This window comes from Noviluteimonas gilva (genome assembly GCF_009740395.1).
Taxonomy (GTDB): domain Bacteria; phylum Pseudomonadota; class Gammaproteobacteria; order Xanthomonadales; family Xanthomonadaceae; genus Noviluteimonas; species Noviluteimonas gilva.
Genome location: NZ_WOXT01000001.1, coordinates 360,976 through 379,687 on the forward strand (window position 1 = coordinate 360,976; position 18,712 = coordinate 379,687).

The following is an 18,712-nucleotide window of genomic DNA, read 5'->3' on the forward strand; positions in this document are numbered from 1 at the left end:
ATGACTGTGTACGTGGACGACGCAGTGACCCTCTGGCGCGGCCGTCGCTGGGCGCACCTGATGGCCGACACCCTCGACGAGCTGCACGCGATGGCGGCCGCGATCGGCCTGCCGCGCCGTGCGTTCCAGGACAAGACCAGCGGCGCGCACTACGACGTGGACGCCGACATGCGCGAAGCCGCGCTGCGCCTGGGCGCCACCCCGATCTCCCGCCATGGCGACCGCGCGCTGGTCCGCCGGGTCATCGCGCGCGCCAAGGCGCAGGGCCGCCACGAGGCACCGTAGAATGCGCGCTCCACCGATCCACGCCCCGAGCACGCCATGACCGACACGCCTCCCGACCGCCTCTCCAACGATCCGAGCAGCAAGTTCTACGACGAGCAGGCGCTCGAGCGCGGCATCGGCATCAAGTTCAACGGGACCGAGCGCACGAACGTCGAGGAATACTGCATCAGCGAAGGCTGGGTGCGCGTGCCCGTGGGCAAGTCGCTCGATCGTCGCGGCATGCCGATGACGATGAAGGTGAAGGGCACCGTCGAAGCATGGTTCCGCATGCCGGAAGATGAACAAGACAGCCAGGCGTGAGTGATCGCGCGCAGGTGACCGCGGGCAACCGGGTGACCGTGACGCAATTCCGGGTCGACCGTCGCGTCGATCCGTAAACTCCGCGCTCCAAGGGGACGCAAGTACAGGGGAAGGCCGTCGCGCAACGCGACGGGGTCGTACGCATGCTCAATGAAACGCAAGCCCGCGAGTACATGCACAAGCTGCTCGCGGCAATGGCCAAGGCCGGTGGCTCGGATCTGTTCATTTCGCACGATTTCCCGCCCAGCATGAAGGCGCACGGCGCGATGACGCCGCTGACGCAGCAGAAGCTGACGGGCGATGTCACCGCCGTGCTCGCCAACGCGCTGATGAACGAGAAGCAGCGGGCGGAGTTCGCGCAGGAGATGGAATGCAACTTCGCGATCGCCGTGCCCGGCGTGTCGCGCTTCCGCGTGAACGTGTTCGTGCAGCAGGGCCACGTCGGCCTGGTGTGCCGCACGATCGCCGCGGAAATCCCGAACTTCGAAAAGCTGCGCCTGCCCGAGGTCCTCAAGGACGTCGTGATGGAAAAGCGCGGGCTGGTGCTCGTCGTCGGCGGCACCGGTTCGGGCAAGTCGACGTCGCTCGCCGCGATGATCGACCACCGCAACCGCACGCAGGCCGGCCACATCATCACGGTCGAGGATCCGGTCGAGTACGCGCACACCTCGCACAAGTCGCTGGTGACGCATCGCGAAGTCGGCGTCGACACGCACTCGTGGCACCACGCCCTGAAGAACACGCTGCGCCAGGCGCCCGACGTCATCCTCGTCGGCGAAATCCGCGACGCCGAAACGATGGAACACGCCATCGCCTTCGCCGAAACCGGACACCTGTGCCTGTCCACGCTGCACGCCAACAGTGCGTCGCAGACGATGGAACGCATCATCAACTTCTTCCCGGAAGAACGCCGCACGCAGTTGCTGATGGACCTGTCGGCCAACCTGCGCGCGATCGTTTCCCAGCGCCTGGTGCGCACCGAAGACGGCAAGGGCCGCGTGGCGGCGATCGAAATCCTGCTCAACACGCCGACCATCGCCGAGAAGATCTTCAAGGGCGAGTTCAACGAGCTCAAGGGGATCATGAACAAGTCGCGCGAGCTCGGGATGCGCACGTTCGACTGGGCGCTGTTCGAGTTGTACAACGAAGGGCAGATCGCCTACGAAGAAGCGATCCGCAACGCCGATTCGGCGAACGAGCTGCGCCTGAACATCAAGTTGAAGAGCCGCCGCGGCGAGCCGTCGTCGATTGCGGGCTCGGCCTTCGAGCTCAAGCACGAACCGAGCGCGCACGAGACCGAGCTGATGCGCCGCGAAGAACTGCGCAAACAGCAGGACAAGCGCGACCAGATCGAACTCGAACGCCTGCAGGCCCTCAAGCGCCAGTCGCAGGAAACGCAGGCGGCGAACGGCTGACCGGCGCGGTCTGCTGCGCTAGCATCGGGGCTCCCCACCGCGCAGAGCCCCCGCATGCAATACCTGCTGCTCGTCTATGCCGACCCCGCCCTCATGGACGCCCTGCCCGCCGGGCAGTTCGACACGATGATGAAGGGCTGCCTGGAACACGCCGACGAACAACAGCGCGCGGGCAAGCTGGTGTCGTTCTCGCAACTCGAGGACGTCAAGACCGCGCGCTCCGTGCGCATCCGCGACGGCCAGACGCGGGTGAGCGACGGGCCTTTCGCCGAGACGAAGGAATTGCTGGGCGGCTTCAACCTGATCGAAGCCGACAGCATCGAAGACGCCGTGCGCATGGCCGCCGAACTGCCGTGGGCGACGACGGGCTGCATCGAAGTCCGCCCCGTGCGCGACATCGCCCTGGTGCGCAAGCAAGTCGGCGCCTGAGGCAACGGCGATGCCCAACAACCACAAGCTCCGGCGTTTCCGCAAAATCGCTGCGCGAAAGCAGCAACACCGCTGCCATTACTGCGATGCGCCGATGTGGACCAAGAATGCCTGGGCGTTCGCGGAGCAACACGGGCTGCGGCTGGAGGATTGCGTCCACTTCCAGTGCACGGCCGAGCATGTGATCGCACGTCGCGATGGCGGCGCGGAGGTGCGGAATATCGTTGCGGCATGTCGGCATTGCAACTTGACGCGGCACGAGACGGAAAACCCATTGCCTGCGGACGTCTATCGCGACCTGATCCGGAAAGACGTCACCGAGTTGCGATGGCTCACGACGGCGTTGCTGCGGAGCGCCAACGCCGGCGCATGAAAAAGCCGCCCAAGGGCGGCTGTGTCGACCGAAAGCCAGGCGGCATGGCGGCTGCCGTTCTGGCCTGCCTACGGGGGGCGCACCTGACCGAAGGACTTCAGCCCGGCGAACCGGGGACGGCGGCAAATTACGCCTTGCACCGTCACCATGCAAGCGATCTACCACGGATGTCCCAACGAAGAGAGAACGCCTCCGCGAATGCGGCGAAGATCTTCGAGCGACACTCGCAATTTCCGATACTCCCGACGCCCGTTCCACCGCCTGTGATAGTTCGACAGGCGAGCGAACGAAACGACGTTCACCATGTCGCACTTCGCCCAGACATCACTGGAACCGCCGTGCGGAAGCGGGTCCTGCGAAAGGCGTACATGCCACGGCCGGATCACTTCGGGCGGCGTCGTGCTGACAGGAACGACCGTGGCGATTCGCGCACGCTGGCAAGCCTTCGGCGTGAGCACCACGGCGAGCCGACGCTTGATCATCTCCGGCGCCAAACCCTCGTACTCGCACCACAGGGCCTCGCCGAGATCCGGGTGATATTGAATGGGCATGCGCCGAACTTAGCGCGCCCGACATCCCACTCCATGCGACCTCCATCGGGATTCGGTGAACCCGAGGCTTGATGGAGAAATCGCCAACAGCAGACTGTCGCAATTTCCTCAGGCTTTAATCTTGTAGCCCGTCTTGAAGATCCACGAAACCCCAATCAGACACGCAATCAGGAACGCAACGATCGCCCCCGCGCTCAACCACACGTTGACGTCGGCGATGTCGTAGAAACTCCAGCGCATCCCGCTCACCAGGTACACGACCGGGTTGAACAGCGTGAAGGTGCGCCACGGTTCGGGCAGCATGTCGATCGAATAGAACGCGCCGCCGAGGAACGTCAGCGGCGTCACGATCAGCAGCGGGATCACCTGCAGGCGCTGGAAGCTGTCGGCCCAGATGCCGATGATGAAACCGAACAGGCTGAAGGTCACCGCCGTCAACACGAGGAAGCACAACATCCAGAACGGATGCGCGATCTGGTAAGGCACGAAAATGCGCGCCGTCACCAGGATCAGCAGGCCGAGCATCAGCGACTTGGTCGCCGCCGCGCCGACGTAGCCGATCACCGCTTCGAAATACGACACGGGCGCCGACAGCAATTCGAAGATCGTCCCCGACCATTTCGGCAGGTAGATGCCGAACGAGGCGTTGGAAATGCTTTCGTTGAGCAGCGACAACATGATCAGGCCGGGGATGATGAAGGCCCCGTAGCTCACGCCGCCCAGGTCGCCCATGCGCGAGCCGATCGCTGCGCCGAACACGATGAAATACAGCGAGGTCGACAGCACCGGCGAGAGGATGCTTTCCAGCGCCGTGCGAAACGTGCGCGACATTTCGAAGCGGTAGATCGCCCTGATCGCATGCGTGTTCATGCTCATGCCGGCGTCCTCACCAGGCTGACGAAGATGTCTTCCAGCGAACTCTCGCTGGAATGCAGGTCCTTGAAATCGATGCCCTGCTCGTGCAACCGGCGCAACAACGGCGCGATGCCCGTTTCTTCGGATTGCGTATCGAAGGTGTAGACCAGCGAATGCCCGTCTTCGGACAAGGACAACGGAAGGTCCGCCAACTCCGCGGGCACCTGCGCCAGCGGTGTTTGCAGCGAGATCGCGAGCTGCTTGCTCCCGAGCTTGCGCATCAGGGTCTTCTTGTCTTCGACGAGGATCAGCTCGCCCTTGCGGATGACGCCGATGCGGTCGGCCATCTCCTCGGCTTCTTCGATGTAATGCGTGGTCAGGATGATCGTCGTGCCGTGTTCGCGCAGGCGGCGCACCATCTCCCACATGTCGTGGCGCAACTCGACGTCGACGCCCGCGGTGGGCTCGTCGAGGAAGAGGATCTGCGGTTCATGCGCGAGCGCTTTGGCGATCAGCACGCGGCGCTTCATGCCGCCGGAGAGCGTCATGATCTTGTCGTTGCGCTTGTCCCACAGCGAGAGGTCGCGCAACACGCGTTCCAGGTGCGCGTTGTCCGGTGGCTTGCCGAACAGGCCGCGGCTGAAGCGCAGTGTCGACCACACCGTTTCGAACGTATCGGTCGACAACTCCTGCGGCACCAGCCCGATCTTGCTGCGTGCGCCGCGATAGTCCGAGATGATGTCGTGTCCGTCGGCGACCACCGTGCCCGAACTCGCGTTCACGATGCCGCAGATGATGCTGATCAGCGTCGTCTTGCCCGCGCCGTTGGGGCCGAGCAACGCGAAGATCTCGCCGCGCAGGATGTCCAGGTCGATGTGCTTGAGCGCCTCGAAGCCCGAGGCGTAGGTCTTGCTGACGTTGCGGATCGCAACGACCGGCTCGCGGACGGGATGCTCTCGAACAACAGGATCGCGTGGGCCCATGCGCGGCGCCTCGGCTCGATGGCGGGGGAGGTGACCATCGTAGCCGTGCGCCGCGCGGCCTGCGTCGTTCATGCGTTCAACCAAGCTCGCCCATTTCGCGAACGGCGATCCGGGGTCGTGCGAACAGCGTGCCGAGGGCACGGGCCAGGGCGTTGAAGAAACTGCGCTTGCGACGTCGCATGGGCCTCACCGGGGGTCGTGGGGGAGGCTCAGGGTAGGTGGGATATGCGACGGCGATAAGACGCCGAATGACGGAATCAGTGTCCCGGATTCGGGGCAATGCGCTGGATCAATCGACCTGCGCGGCCACCACGCGGTTGCGCCCCTGCGCCTTGGCCGCATACAGCGCGCGATCGGCCGCGGCGATCAGGCGGTCGGGCGAACGGGCCGCGGTCGGCGTCACCGCGGCCACACCGATGCTCACGGTGACATACGGCGCGATCGCCGAGTTGTCGTGGCGCATCGCGGCCGCTTCGACATCGCGACGCAGCGCCTCCCCCAGCGCCACGGCCGCTTCGAGGGAGCGATCGGGCAGCAGCAACACCAGTTCCTCGCCGCCGAAACGCGCGACGAGGTCATCGGTGCCATCGGCGAATCGCGTGCACAGGCGCGCGAGTTCGCGCAGGCATTCATCGCCGTACAAATGCCCGTGCGCATCGTTCAAGGGTTTGAAGGAATCGGCGTCGACGAGCACGAGCGCGAGTTCGCGATGCTCCACCGACTGCCATTCCCACTCGGCCGCGAGGCGTTGGTCGAAGCAGCGGCGGTTCGCGATGCCGGTCAGGCCGTCGATCATCGACAGCGTTTCCAGCTTGCGATTGGCGGCTTCCAGCTCGGCGACCACGCGCGCGAGATGGATCGCGCCCGCGACCTGGTCGGCGATCGCGTCGAACACTTCGCGCGCCTCGGGATAGAAGAAATCCGGTTGCGTGCTTTCGATGTTGAGCACGCCATGCAGGCGCGCGCGATGGCGGATCGGCACGAGGTATTCCGAACGCACCTTCGTGTTGCCGGGCACGTAATCCGGATCGGATTCGACGTCGGTGATCAGTTGCGCTTCGCCCGTGCGCGCGCAGCGGCCCGCGGCGCCCACGCTCACCGGCCAGCCATGCGCGAGCTCGGCCGGATACAGGTCGAGGTCGCCGGCCCAGACTTCCTGCACGAAATGCGTGCCGTCGTCGTCGAGCAGGATGATGCTGGCGATGGCGACCGGCAGGTTGCGCACCAGGCAATCCACGATGCGCCGCAACACGGCTTCGAGATCCTCGCCCTGCAGCGCTTCGCGCGAGACTTCGGCGAGCAGGCCCGCCAGCCGCGCATGCCAAACGGGCGCGACGGGAACCTCCCGTGCGCCCGCAGGCTGCTCATCCAATTCGACGATCTCTGGCCCGTGCATGTCGCCCCCGAGGCGCCCCGGGGGCCGAGTCTAGCGCGGCGCCGGGGACCGCGTCGGGTTAGTCCTTCTCTTTGCCGATGACGGCGCCGGTCTTGGCGTCGATCTTCACCTCGACGTCCTTGCCGGCCGGGTCGTCGGCCTCGGCGTTCCAGACGCCATCCTCGTAATCGACGTCATGGACGTTGGTGTAGCCGGCGGCCGTGAGCTTGGCGGTCACCGAGGCCTGGTTGAGGTTGGCGACCTGCTCGTCGGGATAGACCGCGCCGGTCTTGGCATCCAGGCGCACGTCGACGTGGTTGCCGTCCGCGCTCTTGGCGTCGGCCTTCCACACGCCGTCTTCGAACTTCACGTCGTTGACCTTCGTGTAGCCCTCGGCTTCGAGCTTGGCGCGGATCTGCGGTTCGGTGAGCACGGCTTGCTGCGCGAAGGCGGTGCCGGTGGCGCAGGCGAGCACCAACAGGAAAAGGGTCTTGCGCTTCATCGGGCGACTCTCGTTGTTGTTGGAAACGGCCGCCAGTCTCGGCATCGCAACGCGAATCGAGGATGAAATGCGCGAAGTGCGATCACGCAGCGTTGCGATAGTTGCACGTGGCGTGAAGAATGCAGGCATGTGGTCCTTCCTGATTCCCGCGCACGACGAAGCACCGTTGATCGGCGCCACGCTCGATGCGATCCACGCGGCCGCGCACGATTGCGGGGTCGCGTACGAGTTGATCGTCGTGGACGACGACTCGACGGATGCCACGGGCGATGTCGCGCGTGCGCATGGCGCACAAGTCGTTCGCGTTGCCTTCCGCCATATCGCGGCGACGCGCAATGCCGGAGCCGCGGCGGCAACGGGCACCCGGCTGTGCTTCGTCGATGCGGACACGCTGATCGATGCACGCTTGCTGCGTGCGGCGATCGCAGCGCTCGATGCCGGCGCAGTGGGCGGCGGTTGCGCGGTCGAACTCGACGGCGACGTGCGCGGGTCCGTGCGCCTGTTCACCGCCGCGGTGATGCACGTGTTCCGATGGATGCGCGTGACGCCGGGCTGCTTCGTGTACTGCACGCGCGCGGCGTTCGACGCCACCGGCGGCTTCGACACGAACTACTACGCAGGCGAAGACGTCGCCTTCAGTCGCGCCCTGGCCACCGTCGGCCGCGTGCGCATCCTGCGCGAAGCGGTGCGCACGTCGGATCGAAAGCTGCGCACCTTCGGCGTGCTCGACCACTTGCGCCTGATGTTCCGCTTCGCCCTGCGCGGGCGGCGCATCCTGCGGTCACGCGATCACCTGGCGCTCTGGTACGACAAGCGCCGCCACTGACGATCAACCGCCGCCGGATTTCAGTTCGCCCAGGTCGAGCGTCCCGTCCTTGCTGGTGTCGAGCAGTTGGAAGGCTTGCTCCGCGCCGCGCGTGAGTTCTTCTTCGGTGAGTTCGCCGTCGGTGTTGACGTCGACGCGGCGGATGCGATCGGCGGGCGACAGCATGCCGTCCTGCTGCGGGCCGCTCGCGCTTCCCAGTTCGTCGGCGCTGACGCGGTTGTTGCGGTCGGCATCGAGGTCGCGGAACGCGCGGGTCATCGCGTCTTCGTATTCGTCTTCGCTCAGGGCGCCGTCTCCGTTCGTGTCGATCGCGGCCATGCGCTGCTCGGCGTTCTGCGGCAGGCGCGTGGACGCGGGGACGGGGTTGTTGGTGCGCGGCGTCGCGTCGGGCGCCGTGTTCTGGTACTGCGCCAGGCAAGGGGCTGCGCACAGGGCACCGATGAGCAAGGTGCCGAAAACAGCGGGCGAGCGGTTCATGGGGGACGCTCCGGCGAGGGGTGGTGCGACGCTGCGGCGTATCGCATTAAGCGGCCGTCAAGACCGACATTGAACCCACGCGCGCGCAGTCGCACACTCACCGATGAGCCCCCCGACCCCGAGCGCCGCCATGTCCACACGCCCTGTCCTTCTCGCCCTGCTGCTGGCGCTGACGGCATGCGCCACGGGTGGGCCTCGCACCGTCACCGATCAAGCGCGCCCACGCGCCGTGGGCCAGGACAGCGCCGTCTCCGTGCGCTGGGGCGATCCCGCAGAGTTCGCCGAACTGCGCTACAGCCAGAATCGGCGCCTCGCCGCGCAAGGCGACTGGGTCGTCGAACTCGCCGATTACATGCAGGAGCGACTCACGAAGGTCGTTCCCGCGGGTGAACGCGTGGACGTCGAAATCCTCGACATCCAGCGCGCCGGCCAATACGAGTGGCTGTACAGCCAGACCGACGACGTGCGCGTGTTGCGCGATGTGTATCCGCCGCGCATGACGCTGCAGTTTTCGCGCAAGGATGCGAGCGGCGCGGTGATCGCGGAAGGCGAGCGCAAGATCGCCGACCTCGCCTACCTGCAGTCGCCCGCGCCGTTCCCGTCGAGCGATCCGCTGCGCTACGACAAGCGTTTGATCGACACGTGGATCCGCCGCGAGTTCAAGTAACTCAGTCCGCTTTCTGCGCTTCCAGCCGCCCGAGCGCGGCGGACAAGCCTTCGATCGTCAGCGGCTTGGTGAGATGTTCGCGGAACCCCGCGGCGTGCGTCGAGTCGCGATCCTGTTCCTGTCCGTAGCCGGTCAGCGCGATCAGTCCGATCTTCTCGCCGAATTCTTCGCGGATCGATTTCGCCAGCGCGCGCCCGTCCATGTCGGGCAGGCCGATGTCGAGGAACGCGAAATCCGGTTGCGATGCGCGCACTTCGGCCAGCGCGCTCGCGCCGTCGTATGCGGTGCGCGCCCGATAACCGAGGCGATCGAGCAGCGCCGCCATCGTGTCCGCGGCGTCGCGGTTGTCGTCGACCACCAGCACGCTGTGCGCGCGCGGCGCGAGTGACTCCAACTCGGGCGCGGTGGTCGGCACGGGCGCTTCGATCAACGGAATGCGCACGACGAACTCCGATCCCTTGTCGATGCCCGCGCTGTACGCGGCGACATCGCCGCCATGCAGCGCCACCATCTGCTGCACCAGGCTCAATCCCAGTCCGAGGCCACCCTGCGAGTGCGCCAGATCCTGTTCGCCCTGGACGAACAGGTTGAAGATGTCCTGCAGGCGCCACGGCGCGATGCCGGGCCCGTTGTCCTTGATCGCGATTTCCGCGAACGCGCGATTGCGGCGCAGCACGACCTGGATGCGCCCGCCGCGGTCGGTGAACTTCACCGCGTTGTTGAGCAGGTTGCCGACGATCTGCTGCAAGCGTGCCGGATCGCCCGATACCCACGTTTGTCCGCCCGGCCGCTCGAGCGTCACGGTGTGTTCGCGGCTGCGGGCTTCGGGTTCGCAACCTTCGATGGCCGCGGACAACACCGCGCCGATTTCGACCGGCTTCATGTCAAGGTGGATCTTGCCGGCGGTGATGCGACCGACGTCCAGCAGATCGTCCACCAGCCGCGTGATCTGCACCAACTGGCGCGAGATCACGTCGCGGCACATGCGCAGGCGCTCGGTTTCCATCGGCTCCAGTTGCATGAGCGAGACGGCGTTGGTGATCGGCGCGAGCGGGTTGCGCAGTTCGTGCCCGAGCATCGCGAGGAAGGTGGTGACGCGCTTGCCCTCGTCCTCCAGCGCGCGCACGCGGCGGCGGTCGGTGAGATCGCGCGTGACTTTCGCAAAGCCGATGTGCGTGCCCGCTTCGTCGTGCAACGCGGTGATCACCACGCTCGCCCAGAAACGCGTGCCATCCTTGCGCATGCGCCAGCCTTCGTCTTCGCAGCGGCCGTCCTCGAGCGCGATTTCGAGTTCGCGCTCCGGCCACCCTGCCGCGACGACTTCCGGCGGATAGAACACGGAGAAGTGGCGGCCGATGATTTCGTCCGCCCGGTAACCCTTGGTGACTTCCGCGCCCGCGTTCCAACTGGCGATGTGCCCGGCGGGATCGAGCATGAAGATCGCGTAATCCACCACGCCTTCGACGAGCAACCGGAAGCGTTCCTCGCTCAGTCGGATCAGTTCTTCATGGCGGCGGCGCGTGGTGAGGTCGCGCGTGATCTTCGAAAAGCCGATCAGGCGCCCGTCGTCGTCGAGCATGCGCGTGATCACCACGTTGGCCCAGAACAGCGTGCCGTCTTTGCGCACGCGCCAACCTTCGTCTTCGAAGCGACCGGTTTCGGCTGCCACGCGCAGCTCATGGTCCGGCCACTTCGCGTCGATGCGCTCCTGCGGATAGAAGCGCGAGAAATGCTGGCCGATGATCTCGTCGGCGAGATAGCCCTTGATGCGCTGCGCGCCGGTGTTCCAGGTGCGCACGATGCCCTCGGGATCGAGCATGAAGATGGCGTAGTCCGGCACGTCGCCGACCACGCGGCGATACAGGGCGTTGTCGTCGTTCCAATGCGTCGTCGACGCCGGAACGAGGGCGGGCTTGTTGCCGGTGTCCACTTGCGATGTCCCCTAGCCGGCCTGGCCGGACTGCTGCATCGCGCGGCTCGTGCGCGCGCGACGAATCATTGGACCATCGCGCACGTTAATCGGTCTTCACACCCGAACCGCGCCGACCCCGGAGACCGGGGGCCGGCGCAGCGCAGGCTTGAGGCTTCAGCCGCCGTTGTCGTCGGCGGGCGGCGTCGAAGTCGAAGCAGCCGAGTCATGGCCCGCGTGATCCGAAGCATCGGCCGACGTGCCCTTGTCCTTCGTGCCCCAATCGTCCTTGCCGGGCTTGTCCTTGGTCATCATCTTGTCGTGGCCGGAATCCATTTCGGTGCGCGAGAGCATGCCGTTGCCGTCGGCGTCCATCTTGCCGAACATTTCCTTCGCACCACCGCCGTACTCGGCGGCCGACAACTTGCCGTCCTTGTCGGTGTCCATCTTGGCGATCTTGTCGATGGACTTCATGTCCATGCCGTGCTTCTCGCCCTTGTCGGCGGTCTTCATCGACGCGTGCCTGGCATCCATCTCGGCGGACGTCACGAAGCCGTCCTTGTCGGCATCCATGTCGCCGAACATCTTGGTCACGGCGGCGTCGTGTTCGGCGGCGCTGACCTGGCCGTCGTTGTTGGTGTCCATCATCTTGAACTTGTCCTCGCCGCCATGGTTCGCCGAGGCGCCGAAGGCGACGCTCGAAAGAACGGCGACGAGGCACATGTGCAGTGTCTTGCGGGTCATGGGGTGGTGCTCCATCAGGGGAATCCCGAGCCTGCGCCGCGCTTGGTGACCGGGGCATCAATGGGGATCGACAAGCTCATCGGTGGACGATGGGATGGTTCATGGTTGTGCAAGCGGGTGTTCGACGCGGCGCTCACGCGCGCCTGATAGCGTCGGCGCATTCGCAAAGGAGCCCCACCATGCGCCTGCTCGTGTTGTTGTTCGCGATCGCGATGCCCGTCGTGGCCTGGCTCACGGAACGGGGCACCTTCGGCCCGTCGTCGGCCGCGGTGTCGGCGCAGTTTCCGAACCTGCTGTTGCCGGCGGGCTGGGCGTTTTCGATCTGGGGCGTGATCTTCGTGTTCGACCTGCTCTACGGGATGTGGCAGGCAGGCAGCTCGCGTCGCGACGATGCGACGCTGACGCACATCGCACCCTGGACCGCGGCGGGCTTCGCGCTCACGACAGCCTGGATGCCGCTGTTCTCGATGGGCCTGTACTGGTTGAACCTGATCGTGATCTTCGGCGCGCTCGCGTGCCTGCTGCGCGCGGCCTTCGTGCTCACCGACGATCGCCAGCGCCTGCCGCAGCAATGGCTGTGGGCGTGGACGCCGATCTCGCTGCATGCCGGTTGGTTGTCGCTGGCGGCGTTCGTCAACATCGCGCAGGTCATCGTCGCGTATCGACTGCTGTCCACGACCGACATGCTGCGTTGGAGCCTGATCCTGTTCGCCGTGCTCGCCATCGTCCTGTTGGCCGTGAACCACCGCATGCGCGGCAACGCCGATTACGCGGGCGCGGCGACCTGGGGCCTGATCGGCGTCTACGTCATGCAATCGGATTGGGGCGTGCGCGGCGCGGTCACGGCGGCGTGGTGCGCGCTGGTGCTGATCGTCGCGCTGGTCGGGCAGACGGTGTACTTGCGCTTCAAGCATCGCGGCGGCTGGGTGACCGACGCACCCGATCACGCGTAGTCCGCAAAGGCGCTGCAAGACTGCCGGCATGCCGGCATCGAACGACCTGATCGTCCTGCGCCCCGAAGGGCTGTACTGCCCCGCGGGCGGATTCCACATCGATCCCTGGCGCCCCGTTCCGCGCGCGGTGATCACCCATGGCCACGGCGACCATGCACGCGGCGGCATGGGCGAATACCACGCCACGCGCGCGGGATTGCCGATCCTGCGCTGGCGCCTGGGCCTGGAGGAAACCATCCACGCCTACGAGTACGGCGAAACCTTCGTGCTCGGCGATGCGCGCGTGTCCTTCCATTCCGCCGGCCACGTGCTGGGCTCGGCGCAGGTGCGGATCGAAGTCGACGGTGAAACATGGGTCGCGTCGGGCGACTACAAACGGCAGCCCGATCCGACTTGCGCGCCGTTCCAGGTCGTGCCGTGCGATGTGTTCATCACCGAAGCGACGTTCGGCCTGCCAGTGTATCGCTGGCCGGAGACGTCGGACGTCGCGCGCGAGATCGTCGAATGGCGCGAGGAATGCGCGGCGCGCGGCGAGGCCGCGGTGCTGTTCTGTTATGCGCTCGGGAAGTCGCAGCGCGTGCTCGCGGAACTGATGGCGCACACCGATCGGCCCGCATGGCTGCACGGCGCGATCGCCGCGGGCGTGCAGGTGTATCGCGAATGCGGCGTGCCCTTGCTCGACACGCGCCTGGTGAGCGACGAACAGCGTGGCGCGGACTTCGCCGGCGAACTCGTGCTCGCACCGCCGTCCGCCGCAGGCAGTGCGTGGATGCGGCGCTTCCGTCGCGCGCAGACGGGATTCGCATCGGGTTGGATGCGCATCCGCGGGAATCGGCGGCGGCGCAACCATGATCGGGGCTTCGTCGTGTCCGATCATGCCGATTGGCCGGACCTGCTGCGCACGATTCGCGAAACCGGTGCGCGCCGCGTGATCGCCACGCATGGCAACACCGACGCCCTCGTGCGCGCCCTGAACGAGCAAGGCATCGCGACCGGCACGTTCTCCACCGAATTTGGCGGCGACGATTGATGCGCCGTTTCGCCGCTCTCTATCGCCGCCTGGATCGCAGCACGGCGACCTCCGACAAGCGCGACGCGCTCATCGACTACTTCCGGCAGACGCCGCCCGAAGATGCCGCGTGGGCCTTGTGGTTGCTGTCGGGCGGGAAGATCGGCGGTGCGCGCGCGAAGATCGCGGGCACGAACGAATTGCGCGACTGGATCGCCGAAGCGAGTGGCGATCCGGCGTGGCTGGTGGAAGAGAGCTATCACCACGTGGGCGATCTCGCGGAAACGCTGACGCTGCTGCTCGACGATCCGCCGCCCGAGGCGCGCGACGACACCCCCTTGCACGTGTGGATCGAACAGCGCCTGCTCGCCGTGGCCGGTCACGACGCCGCTGCGCGCCACGACGTGATCGTCGGTGCCTGGCGAACACTGGCCTACGACGAACGCCTCGCGTTCAACAAACTGCTTACCGGCGCGTTGCGCGTGGGCGTCTCGCAACGCCTCGTGCAGCAAGCGCTCGCGGAGATGAGCGGCGTGGACATCGCACGCATCGCGCAACGCATGCTCGGCGCGTGGTCGCCCTCGCCTGCGTTCCTGCGCGACCTGCTCACCGAAGGCGAGTTGCCCGGCGATCGTGCGCAGCCGTATCCCTTCTTCCTTGCTTCGCCGTTGGAGGCAGCGCCCGAAACACTCGGGCCCATCGACGATTGGCTGCTCGAGTGGAAATGGGACGGCATCCGCGTGCAGTTGATCCGGCGCGGGAGCGACATCGCGTTGTGGTCGCGCGGCGAGGAGCGGCTCGACGGACGATTCCCCGAGATCGAACACGCGCTCGCCACGCTGCCGGGTGACGCGGTCATCGACGGCGAACTGCTCGGCTGGCGCGAAGGCGATGCACCCCTGCCCTTCACTGCCTTGCAGACGCGCATCCAGCGGCGCAAGCCCGGCGCGAAGATCCTCGCGGACACGCCCGTGCGCGTGCTCGCTTACGATTTGCTCGAACGCGATGGCGTCGATCTGCGCGCGCTGCCGTTACAGGCGCGACGCGCGGCGCTCGCCGACTTGCTCGCCGCACATGCGGACCCGCGATTGGTGGTCTCGCCGGAAGTCATCGCAACCGATTGGGAGACGGCCGCCATCGCGCGTATCGGTGCTCGCGAACGCGGGGTGGAAGGCTTGATGGTCAAGCGCCGCGCGTCGCCCTACCAGGTGGGTCGACGACGCGGCGATTGGTGGAAGTGGAAGATCGATCCACTGTCGATCGACGCGGTGCTGTTGTACGCGCAATCCGGCCACGGCCGACGCAGTGCGCTCTACACCGACTACACCTTCGGCCTGTGGGATGGCGATGCACTGGTGCCGGTCGCGAAGGCGTACTCGGGCCTGGACGACAAGGAGATCCTGAAGCTCGATCGGTGGATCCGCGCGAACACCATCGAACGCTTCGGGCCCGTGCGTTCGGTGACGCCGTCGCATGTGTTCGAACTCGGTTTCGAGGCGGTGAATCGTTCGACGCGCCACAAGTCCGGCATCGCGGTGCGTTTCCCGCGCATCCTGCGTTGGCGGATCGACAAGCCCGCGGCGGAGGCGGATCGACTCGATACGTTGCGGGCCCTGGCGCGATGAATCCGCTGAACGGTTGGTTCGAATCGCAGGGATGGAAGCCGCTCCCCTTCCAACGCGAGATGTGGAAGCGCTGGAAGGCGGGTGAATCGGGTTTGCTGCACACGCCGACCGGAAGCGGCAAGACACTCGCAGCGTTCGGCGGACCGCTGCTCGACGCGATCGCCGAAGCGCCCCGCACGCCACGCAAGAAGAACGCGACGCGCCCGCTGCGCCTGCTCTGGATCACGCCGCTGCGCGCACTGGCGACCGATACGCTGCGCGCCTTGCGCGAACCGGTGGACGCGCTCGGCCTGGATTGGCGCATCGGTCTGCGAACCGGCGATGCGAGCGCGCGCGACCGTCGCCTGGCGCGCGCGGGCCAACTCGATGCGCTCGTGACCACGCCCGAATCGCTGTCGCTGTTGCTCTCGTATCCGGAATCCGCGGCGCAATTTTCTGAGCTGCGCACGATCATCGTCGACGAATGGCACGAATTGCTCGGCAACAAACGTGGCGTGCTCCTGCAACTGGCGTTGGCGCGCGTGCGTTCACTGGCGCCTTCGCTCCGTCTCTGGGGCTTGTCGGCGACACTCGGCAATCTGGAACAAGCGCGCGACGTGTTGCTGCCGCATGCGCCCGATGCCGCACTCGTGTCAGGCTTGCCGCCGCGGGCGCTCACCCTGGATACGTTGCTTCCGGAAGCCGGTGAACGGTTCCCGTGGGCCGGTCACCTCGGTCTCGTGCAACTCGCGCGCGTGGTGGATCGGCTCCTTTCGAAAGGCACGAGCCTGCTGTTCACCAACACGCGCTCGCAGGCCGAACTCTGGCACCGCGCGCTGTCCGCGGTGTGGCCGGAAGACCAGGGAACGCTGCTGCTGCATCACGGTTCCATCGACGCGAAGCTGCGCCAGGCCGCCGAAATCGGCTTGCGCGATGGCACGGTGCGCTGCGTGGTCGCCACCTCGAGTCTCGATCTCGGTGTCGATTTCCCTGCAGTCGATCAGGTGTTCCAACTCGGCAGCCCGAAGGGAATGGCGCGCCTGCTGCAACGCGCGGGTCGCGCTCGCCATCGACCGGGCGAGCCGGCGCACGTCGTCTGCGTCCCCACGCATGCACTGGAAATGCTCGAATACGCCGCCGCGCGGCAAGCACTCGCACATGGCCGCATCGAACCGCGCCTGCCGCCCCGCCTGTCGCTCGACGTGCTCGCGCAACATTGCGTGACCCTCGCGCTGGGCGGCGGTTTCGAAGCCAAGGCCCTGTTCGATGAAGTGCGCGGCACGCATGCCTTCGCCGAACTCGATCACGCGACCTGGCAGGCGGTGCTGGAGTTCATCGTGCAGGGCGGATCGGCGCTGTCGCACTATCCCGACTATCGGCGCGTGGTCGTCGAGGCCGACGGACGTTACGTGGTCGCCGATCGCAAGGTCGCGTATCGGCATCGATTGTCGATCGGCACGATCACCAGCGACGGCAGCGTGTCCGTGAAGTTCCTGCGCGGCGGTGGGCTCGGGTCGGTCGAGGAGAATTTCATCTCGCGGCTGCGACCGGGCGATCGTTTCCAGTTCGCTGGCCGCACGCTCGAGTTGGTGCGCATGCACGAGATGACGGCGCAGGTGCGCCTGGCCAAGCGCAACGACGGCATCGTGCCGAAATGGCAGGGCGGACGTTTACCGTTGTCGGGCGAGCTGGGGCGCGAGGTCGAGCGCGTGCTCGCGGGCGTGGCGTCGGGCGAAAGCGATGCGCCGGAACTCCGCGCGTTGCAGCCGCTGCTCGCGTTGCAGCAATCGTTGTCGGCCCTGCCCGGCCCGGCGCATCTGTTGTGCGAGTGGGTGAAGACGCGCGACGGCCGCCATCTGTTCGTCTATCCCTTCGCCGGGCGTGCGGTACACGAAGGCCTGGCGGCGCTTCTCGCCTTGCGCTGGGGCCGGCGCGTGCCCAACTCGTTTTCGTTCGCGGCCAACGACTACGGATTCGTGTTGTCCGCGCAGGCGGAGGTCGATGTCGAACCGACGTTGCTCGCGGAGATGCTGCGCCCCGACGCCTTGCTCGATGATCTGACCGACAGCTTCAACCTCACCGAACTCGCGCGCCGCCAATTCCGCGAGATCGCACGCGTCGCCGGCTTGCTGCCGCCTTCGCTGCCTGGTCGCGCGCCGCGCTCGTTGCGGCAACTGCAAGCCTCCAGTGGTTTGCTCTACGACGTGTTGGCACGCCACGATCCCGGCCATCTGCTGTTGACGCAAGCCCAGCGCGAAGTCTTCGCGCAGCAGCTTGATGTCGCGCGGCTCGCGCATACGCTCGATGATTGCGCACGACGCCCGATCGCGCTGCATCGACCGAAGTCCCTGACGCCGCTTTCGTTTCCCCTGTGGGCGGAAAGCCAGCGCGGCCACTTGAGCACCGAAGACTGGCGGGCGCGCGTCGAACGGGTCGCGGCGCAACTGGAACGCCGCCATGGCTGAGGCCATGGATCTCGTCATCGCAGGCGAGCCGATGCGCCTGCTCGCCGATCGCGCGCTTTACTGGCCCGCACGCAACCGCTTGCTGCTGGCCGATCTGCACCTGGGCAAGGCCGACATCTTCCGTCGCTTCGGCATCGCATTGCCCAGTGGCGGCACGCGCCTGGATCTGGCGCGCATCGCAACGCTCGCACGGGTCACCGGCGCGGAGACGGCGTGGGTGCTCGGTGACTTCCTGCACGGCGGCATCGAATCGCCGCAATGGCGTGCAGGGTGGGATGCGTTCCGCGCCGAGCATTCGCAGTTGCGCATCGGCGTCCTCGCCGGCAACCACGATCGCGCGCTCGTGCGCGCCGGGCTCGACATCGATCTGCTCGGCGATGCACTCGACGATGGGCCGTTCGCGCTCCGTCATGCTCCCGATCCGCGCGCATCCGCGCACGTGCTGTGCGGCCATCTCCACCCCACGCTCCGCATCGAAGGATTTCCGGGGCGATGGCCCGCATTCTGGTTGCAGGCACGGACGTGCGTGCTGCCGGCCTTCTCCGCGTTCACCGGCGGGCGCAATCCTGAAACACACCCGGGCGATGGCCTCGTCGCCTGCATGCACGGCGACCTGCTTCGACTGGCGTGATTACTGCCGCGGGCCGAGCGAGGCGAACAGATCGTGGATGTCCTTCTCCTGCGCCGGATCGAACTCGACACCGAGATCATCCAGGCCCACGCGCGTGACATGGCCGCGCAAGGTGATCGATTCCTCCGCGTCGCCATTCTCGAAGTACAGGCGCAGCGTCGCCCCGTTCTCCGGCGACCAATGCTGCGGCAGCGTCACGCGCGCGCCGCCGAGCGACAGATCCAGCAGGTGCGCGTCGAGCTTGTGCCCGTTGGGACGCACCAGGATGGTCCGCACCATGGGTTGGCGCGGATAGCGGCGGCGATCGTCGTGTTGTTCGTCGCTCATGGCCCGCGAAATCTAGCGCCGGGCGCGTGAAG

At 66.5% G+C, this 18,712-nt stretch carries 20 protein-coding genes and 1 pseudogene; 12 read left to right on the top strand and 9 right to left on the bottom strand.

Annotated elements, in window-relative coordinates; all coding sequences use genetic code 11:
* From GN331_RS01625 to GN331_RS01645, 5 genes and pseudogenes are all read left to right on the top strand, one after another.
* Nucleotides 1-285 (top strand): DUF4031 domain-containing protein, encoded by a 285-nt coding sequence (locus GN331_RS01625; protein WP_156639730.1) that lies wholly within the window; start codon nt 1-3, stop codon nt 283-285.
* 36 nt (nt 286-321) lie between these two features.
* Nucleotides 322-585 carry a DUF3297 family protein gene (locus GN331_RS01630; protein ID WP_156639732.1) on the top strand — a complete coding sequence of 88 codons (264 nt, stop codon included), beginning with the start codon at nt 322-324 and terminating at the stop codon, nt 583-585.
* A gap of 143 nt (nt 586-728) precedes the next feature.
* Nucleotides 729-1,838, top strand: a pseudogene (locus GN331_RS01635) (PilT/PilU family type 4a pilus ATPase); the annotation flags it as partial.
* Between the two features lie 216 nt (nt 1,839-2,054).
* Complete coding sequence (locus GN331_RS01640) at nt 2,055-2,429, top strand: YciI family protein (RefSeq protein ID WP_156639736.1); 375 nt, start codon at nt 2,055-2,057, stop codon at nt 2,427-2,429.
* 10 nt (nt 2,430-2,439) lie between these two features.
* On the top strand, nt 2,440-2,802 hold the full coding sequence (locus GN331_RS01645) for an HNH endonuclease (protein ID WP_156639738.1): 363 nt from the start codon (nt 2,440-2,442) through the stop codon (nt 2,800-2,802).
* A 158-nt stretch (nt 2,803-2,960) separates the two neighbouring features.
* On the opposite strand, the gene GN331_RS01650 is transcribed toward GN331_RS01645, so the two are convergent.
* The 5 genes from GN331_RS01650 to GN331_RS01670 all read right to left on the bottom strand — a co-directional run bounded on the left by GN331_RS01650 (nt 2,961) and on the right by GN331_RS01670 (nt 7,068).
* Nucleotides 2,961-3,353: a type II toxin-antitoxin system PemK/MazF family toxin gene (locus GN331_RS01650; protein WP_156639739.1), complete on the bottom strand. Its 393-nt coding sequence runs from the start codon at nt 3,351-3,353 to the stop codon at nt 2,961-2,963.
* 108 nt (nt 3,354-3,461) lie between these two features.
* Nucleotides 3,462-4,223: an ABC transporter permease gene (locus tag GN331_RS01655; protein WP_156641182.1), complete on the bottom strand. Its 762-nt coding sequence runs from the start codon at nt 4,221-4,223 to the stop codon at nt 3,462-3,464.
* Between the two features lie 2 nt (nt 4,224-4,225).
* Nucleotides 4,226-5,191: an ABC transporter ATP-binding protein gene (locus GN331_RS01660; RefSeq protein ID WP_156639741.1), complete on the bottom strand. Its 966-nt coding sequence runs from the start codon at nt 5,189-5,191 to the stop codon at nt 4,226-4,228.
* A 289-nt stretch (nt 5,192-5,480) separates the two neighbouring features.
* Nucleotides 5,481-6,587 carry a sensor domain-containing diguanylate cyclase gene (locus GN331_RS01665; RefSeq protein WP_156639743.1) on the bottom strand — a complete coding sequence of 369 codons (1,107 nt, stop codon included), beginning with the start codon at nt 6,585-6,587 and terminating at the stop codon, nt 5,481-5,483.
* A 58-nt stretch (nt 6,588-6,645) separates the two neighbouring features.
* Nucleotides 6,646-7,068, bottom strand: coding sequence for a PepSY domain-containing protein (locus GN331_RS01670; protein WP_156639745.1), 423 nt, complete (start codon nt 7,066-7,068; stop codon nt 6,646-6,648).
* A 127-nt stretch (nt 7,069-7,195) separates the two neighbouring features.
* On the opposite strand from GN331_RS01670, the gene GN331_RS01675 reads away from it, so the two are divergent.
* Nucleotides 7,196-7,894 carry a glycosyltransferase gene (locus GN331_RS01675; RefSeq protein WP_156639747.1) on the top strand — a complete coding sequence of 233 codons (699 nt, stop codon included), beginning with the start codon at nt 7,196-7,198 and terminating at the stop codon, nt 7,892-7,894.
* A gap of 3 nt (nt 7,895-7,897) precedes the next feature.
* On the opposite strand, the gene GN331_RS01680 is transcribed toward GN331_RS01675, so the two are convergent.
* Complete coding sequence (locus tag GN331_RS01680) at nt 7,898-8,371, bottom strand: EF-hand domain-containing protein (RefSeq protein WP_156639749.1); 474 nt, start codon at nt 8,369-8,371, stop codon at nt 7,898-7,900.
* 130 nt (nt 8,372-8,501) lie between these two features.
* On the opposite strand from GN331_RS01680, the gene GN331_RS01685 reads away from it, so the two are divergent.
* Nucleotides 8,502-9,038, top strand: a complete 537-nt coding sequence (locus GN331_RS01685; RefSeq protein ID WP_156639751.1) for a DUF3016 domain-containing protein — start codon at nt 8,502-8,504, stop codon at nt 9,036-9,038.
* Between the two features lies 1 nt (nt 9,039).
* Here the strand turns inward: GN331_RS01685 and GN331_RS01690 are convergent, their stop codons facing one another.
* Entirely contained in the window at nt 9,040-10,968 is a 1,929-nt protein-coding gene (locus GN331_RS01690) for a PAS domain-containing hybrid sensor histidine kinase/response regulator (RefSeq protein WP_197426963.1), read from the bottom strand.
* A 156-nt stretch (nt 10,969-11,124) separates the two neighbouring features.
* Nucleotides 11,125-11,691, bottom strand: coding sequence for an EF-hand domain-containing protein (locus GN331_RS01695; RefSeq protein ID WP_197426964.1), 567 nt, complete (start codon nt 11,689-11,691; stop codon nt 11,125-11,127).
* A 179-nt stretch (nt 11,692-11,870) separates the two neighbouring features.
* On the opposite strand from GN331_RS01695, the gene GN331_RS01700 reads away from it, so the two are divergent.
* Genes GN331_RS01700 through pdeM form a run of 5 tightly spaced genes read left to right on the top strand, consistent with a single transcriptional unit; the run spans nt 11,871 to nt 18,353 of the window.
* On the top strand, nt 11,871-12,644 hold the full coding sequence (locus GN331_RS01700; protein WP_156639754.1) for a hypothetical protein: 774 nt from the start codon (nt 11,871-11,873) through the stop codon (nt 12,642-12,644).
* A 28-nt stretch (nt 12,645-12,672) separates the two neighbouring features.
* Nucleotides 12,673-13,674, top strand: a complete 1,002-nt coding sequence (locus GN331_RS01705; RefSeq protein ID WP_156639756.1) for a ligase-associated DNA damage response exonuclease — start codon at nt 12,673-12,675, stop codon at nt 13,672-13,674.
* Complete coding sequence (locus GN331_RS01710) at nt 13,674-15,278, top strand: ATP-dependent DNA ligase (RefSeq protein WP_156639758.1); 1,605 nt, start codon at nt 13,674-13,676, stop codon at nt 15,276-15,278. Before GN331_RS01705 ends, GN331_RS01710 begins: the two co-directional genes overlap by 1 nt.
* The gene (locus GN331_RS01715; RefSeq protein ID WP_156639761.1) at nt 15,275-17,722 is read left to right on the top strand and encodes a ligase-associated DNA damage response DEXH box helicase; all 2,448 of its coding nucleotides are present in this window, start codon (nt 15,275-15,277) and stop codon (nt 17,720-17,722) included. Before GN331_RS01710 ends, GN331_RS01715 begins: the two co-directional genes overlap by 4 nt.
* Nucleotides 17,715-18,353, top strand: coding sequence for a ligase-associated DNA damage response endonuclease PdeM (gene pdeM, locus GN331_RS01720; RefSeq protein WP_156639763.1), 639 nt, complete (start codon nt 17,715-17,717; stop codon nt 18,351-18,353). Before GN331_RS01715 ends, pdeM begins: the two co-directional genes overlap by 8 nt.
* Here the strand turns inward: pdeM and GN331_RS01725 are convergent, their stop codons facing one another.
* Nucleotides 18,354-18,680, bottom strand: coding sequence for a PilZ domain-containing protein (locus tag GN331_RS01725; protein WP_156639765.1), 327 nt, complete (start codon nt 18,678-18,680; stop codon nt 18,354-18,356).
* Between the last annotated feature and the right edge of the window lie 32 nt (nt 18,681-18,712).

Bases quoted from the DNA above. Each gene is read 5' to 3' on its own strand.
- GN331_RS01625 (WP_156639730.1), top strand. From the start codon at position 1: ATGACTGTGTACGTGGACGACGCAGTGACCCTCTGGCGCGGCCGTCGC.
- GN331_RS01630 (WP_156639732.1), top strand. From the start codon at position 322: ATGACCGACACGCCTCCCGACCGCCTCTCCAACGATCCGAGCAGCAAG.
- GN331_RS01640 (WP_156639736.1), top strand. From the start codon at position 2,055: ATGCAATACCTGCTGCTCGTCTATGCCGACCCCGCCCTCATGGACGCC.
- GN331_RS01645 (WP_156639738.1), top strand. From the start codon at position 2,440: ATGCCCAACAACCACAAGCTCCGGCGTTTCCGCAAAATCGCTGCGCGA.
- GN331_RS01650 (WP_156639739.1), bottom strand. From the start codon at position 3,353: ATGCCCATTCAATATCACCCGGATCTCGGCGAGGCCCTGTGGTGCGAG.
- GN331_RS01655 (WP_156641182.1), bottom strand. From the start codon at position 4,223: ATGAACACGCATGCGATCAGGGCGATCTACCGCTTCGAAATGTCGCGC.
- GN331_RS01660 (WP_156639741.1), bottom strand. From the start codon at position 5,191: ATGGGCCCACGCGATCCTGTTGTTCGAGAGCATCCCGTCCGCGAGCCG.
- GN331_RS01665 (WP_156639743.1), bottom strand. From the start codon at position 6,587: ATGCACGGGCCAGAGATCGTCGAATTGGATGAGCAGCCTGCGGGCGCA.
- GN331_RS01670 (WP_156639745.1), bottom strand. From the start codon at position 7,068: ATGAAGCGCAAGACCCTTTTCCTGTTGGTGCTCGCCTGCGCCACCGGC.
- GN331_RS01675 (WP_156639747.1), top strand. From the start codon at position 7,196: ATGTGGTCCTTCCTGATTCCCGCGCACGACGAAGCACCGTTGATCGGC.
- GN331_RS01680 (WP_156639749.1), bottom strand. From the start codon at position 8,371: ATGAACCGCTCGCCCGCTGTTTTCGGCACCTTGCTCATCGGTGCCCTG.
- GN331_RS01685 (WP_156639751.1), top strand. From the start codon at position 8,502: ATGTCCACACGCCCTGTCCTTCTCGCCCTGCTGCTGGCGCTGACGGCA.
- GN331_RS01695 (WP_197426964.1), bottom strand. From the start codon at position 11,691: ATGACCCGCAAGACACTGCACATGTGCCTCGTCGCCGTTCTTTCGAGC.
- GN331_RS01700 (WP_156639754.1), top strand. From the start codon at position 11,871: ATGCGCCTGCTCGTGTTGTTGTTCGCGATCGCGATGCCCGTCGTGGCC.
- GN331_RS01705 (WP_156639756.1), top strand. From the start codon at position 12,673: ATGCCGGCATCGAACGACCTGATCGTCCTGCGCCCCGAAGGGCTGTAC.
- GN331_RS01710 (WP_156639758.1), top strand. From the start codon at position 13,674: ATGCGCCGTTTCGCCGCTCTCTATCGCCGCCTGGATCGCAGCACGGCG.
- GN331_RS01715 (WP_156639761.1), top strand. From the start codon at position 15,275: ATGAATCCGCTGAACGGTTGGTTCGAATCGCAGGGATGGAAGCCGCTC.
- pdeM (WP_156639763.1), top strand. From the start codon at position 17,715: ATGGCTGAGGCCATGGATCTCGTCATCGCAGGCGAGCCGATGCGCCTG.
- GN331_RS01725 (WP_156639765.1), bottom strand. From the start codon at position 18,680: ATGAGCGACGAACAACACGACGATCGCCGCCGCTATCCGCGCCAACCC.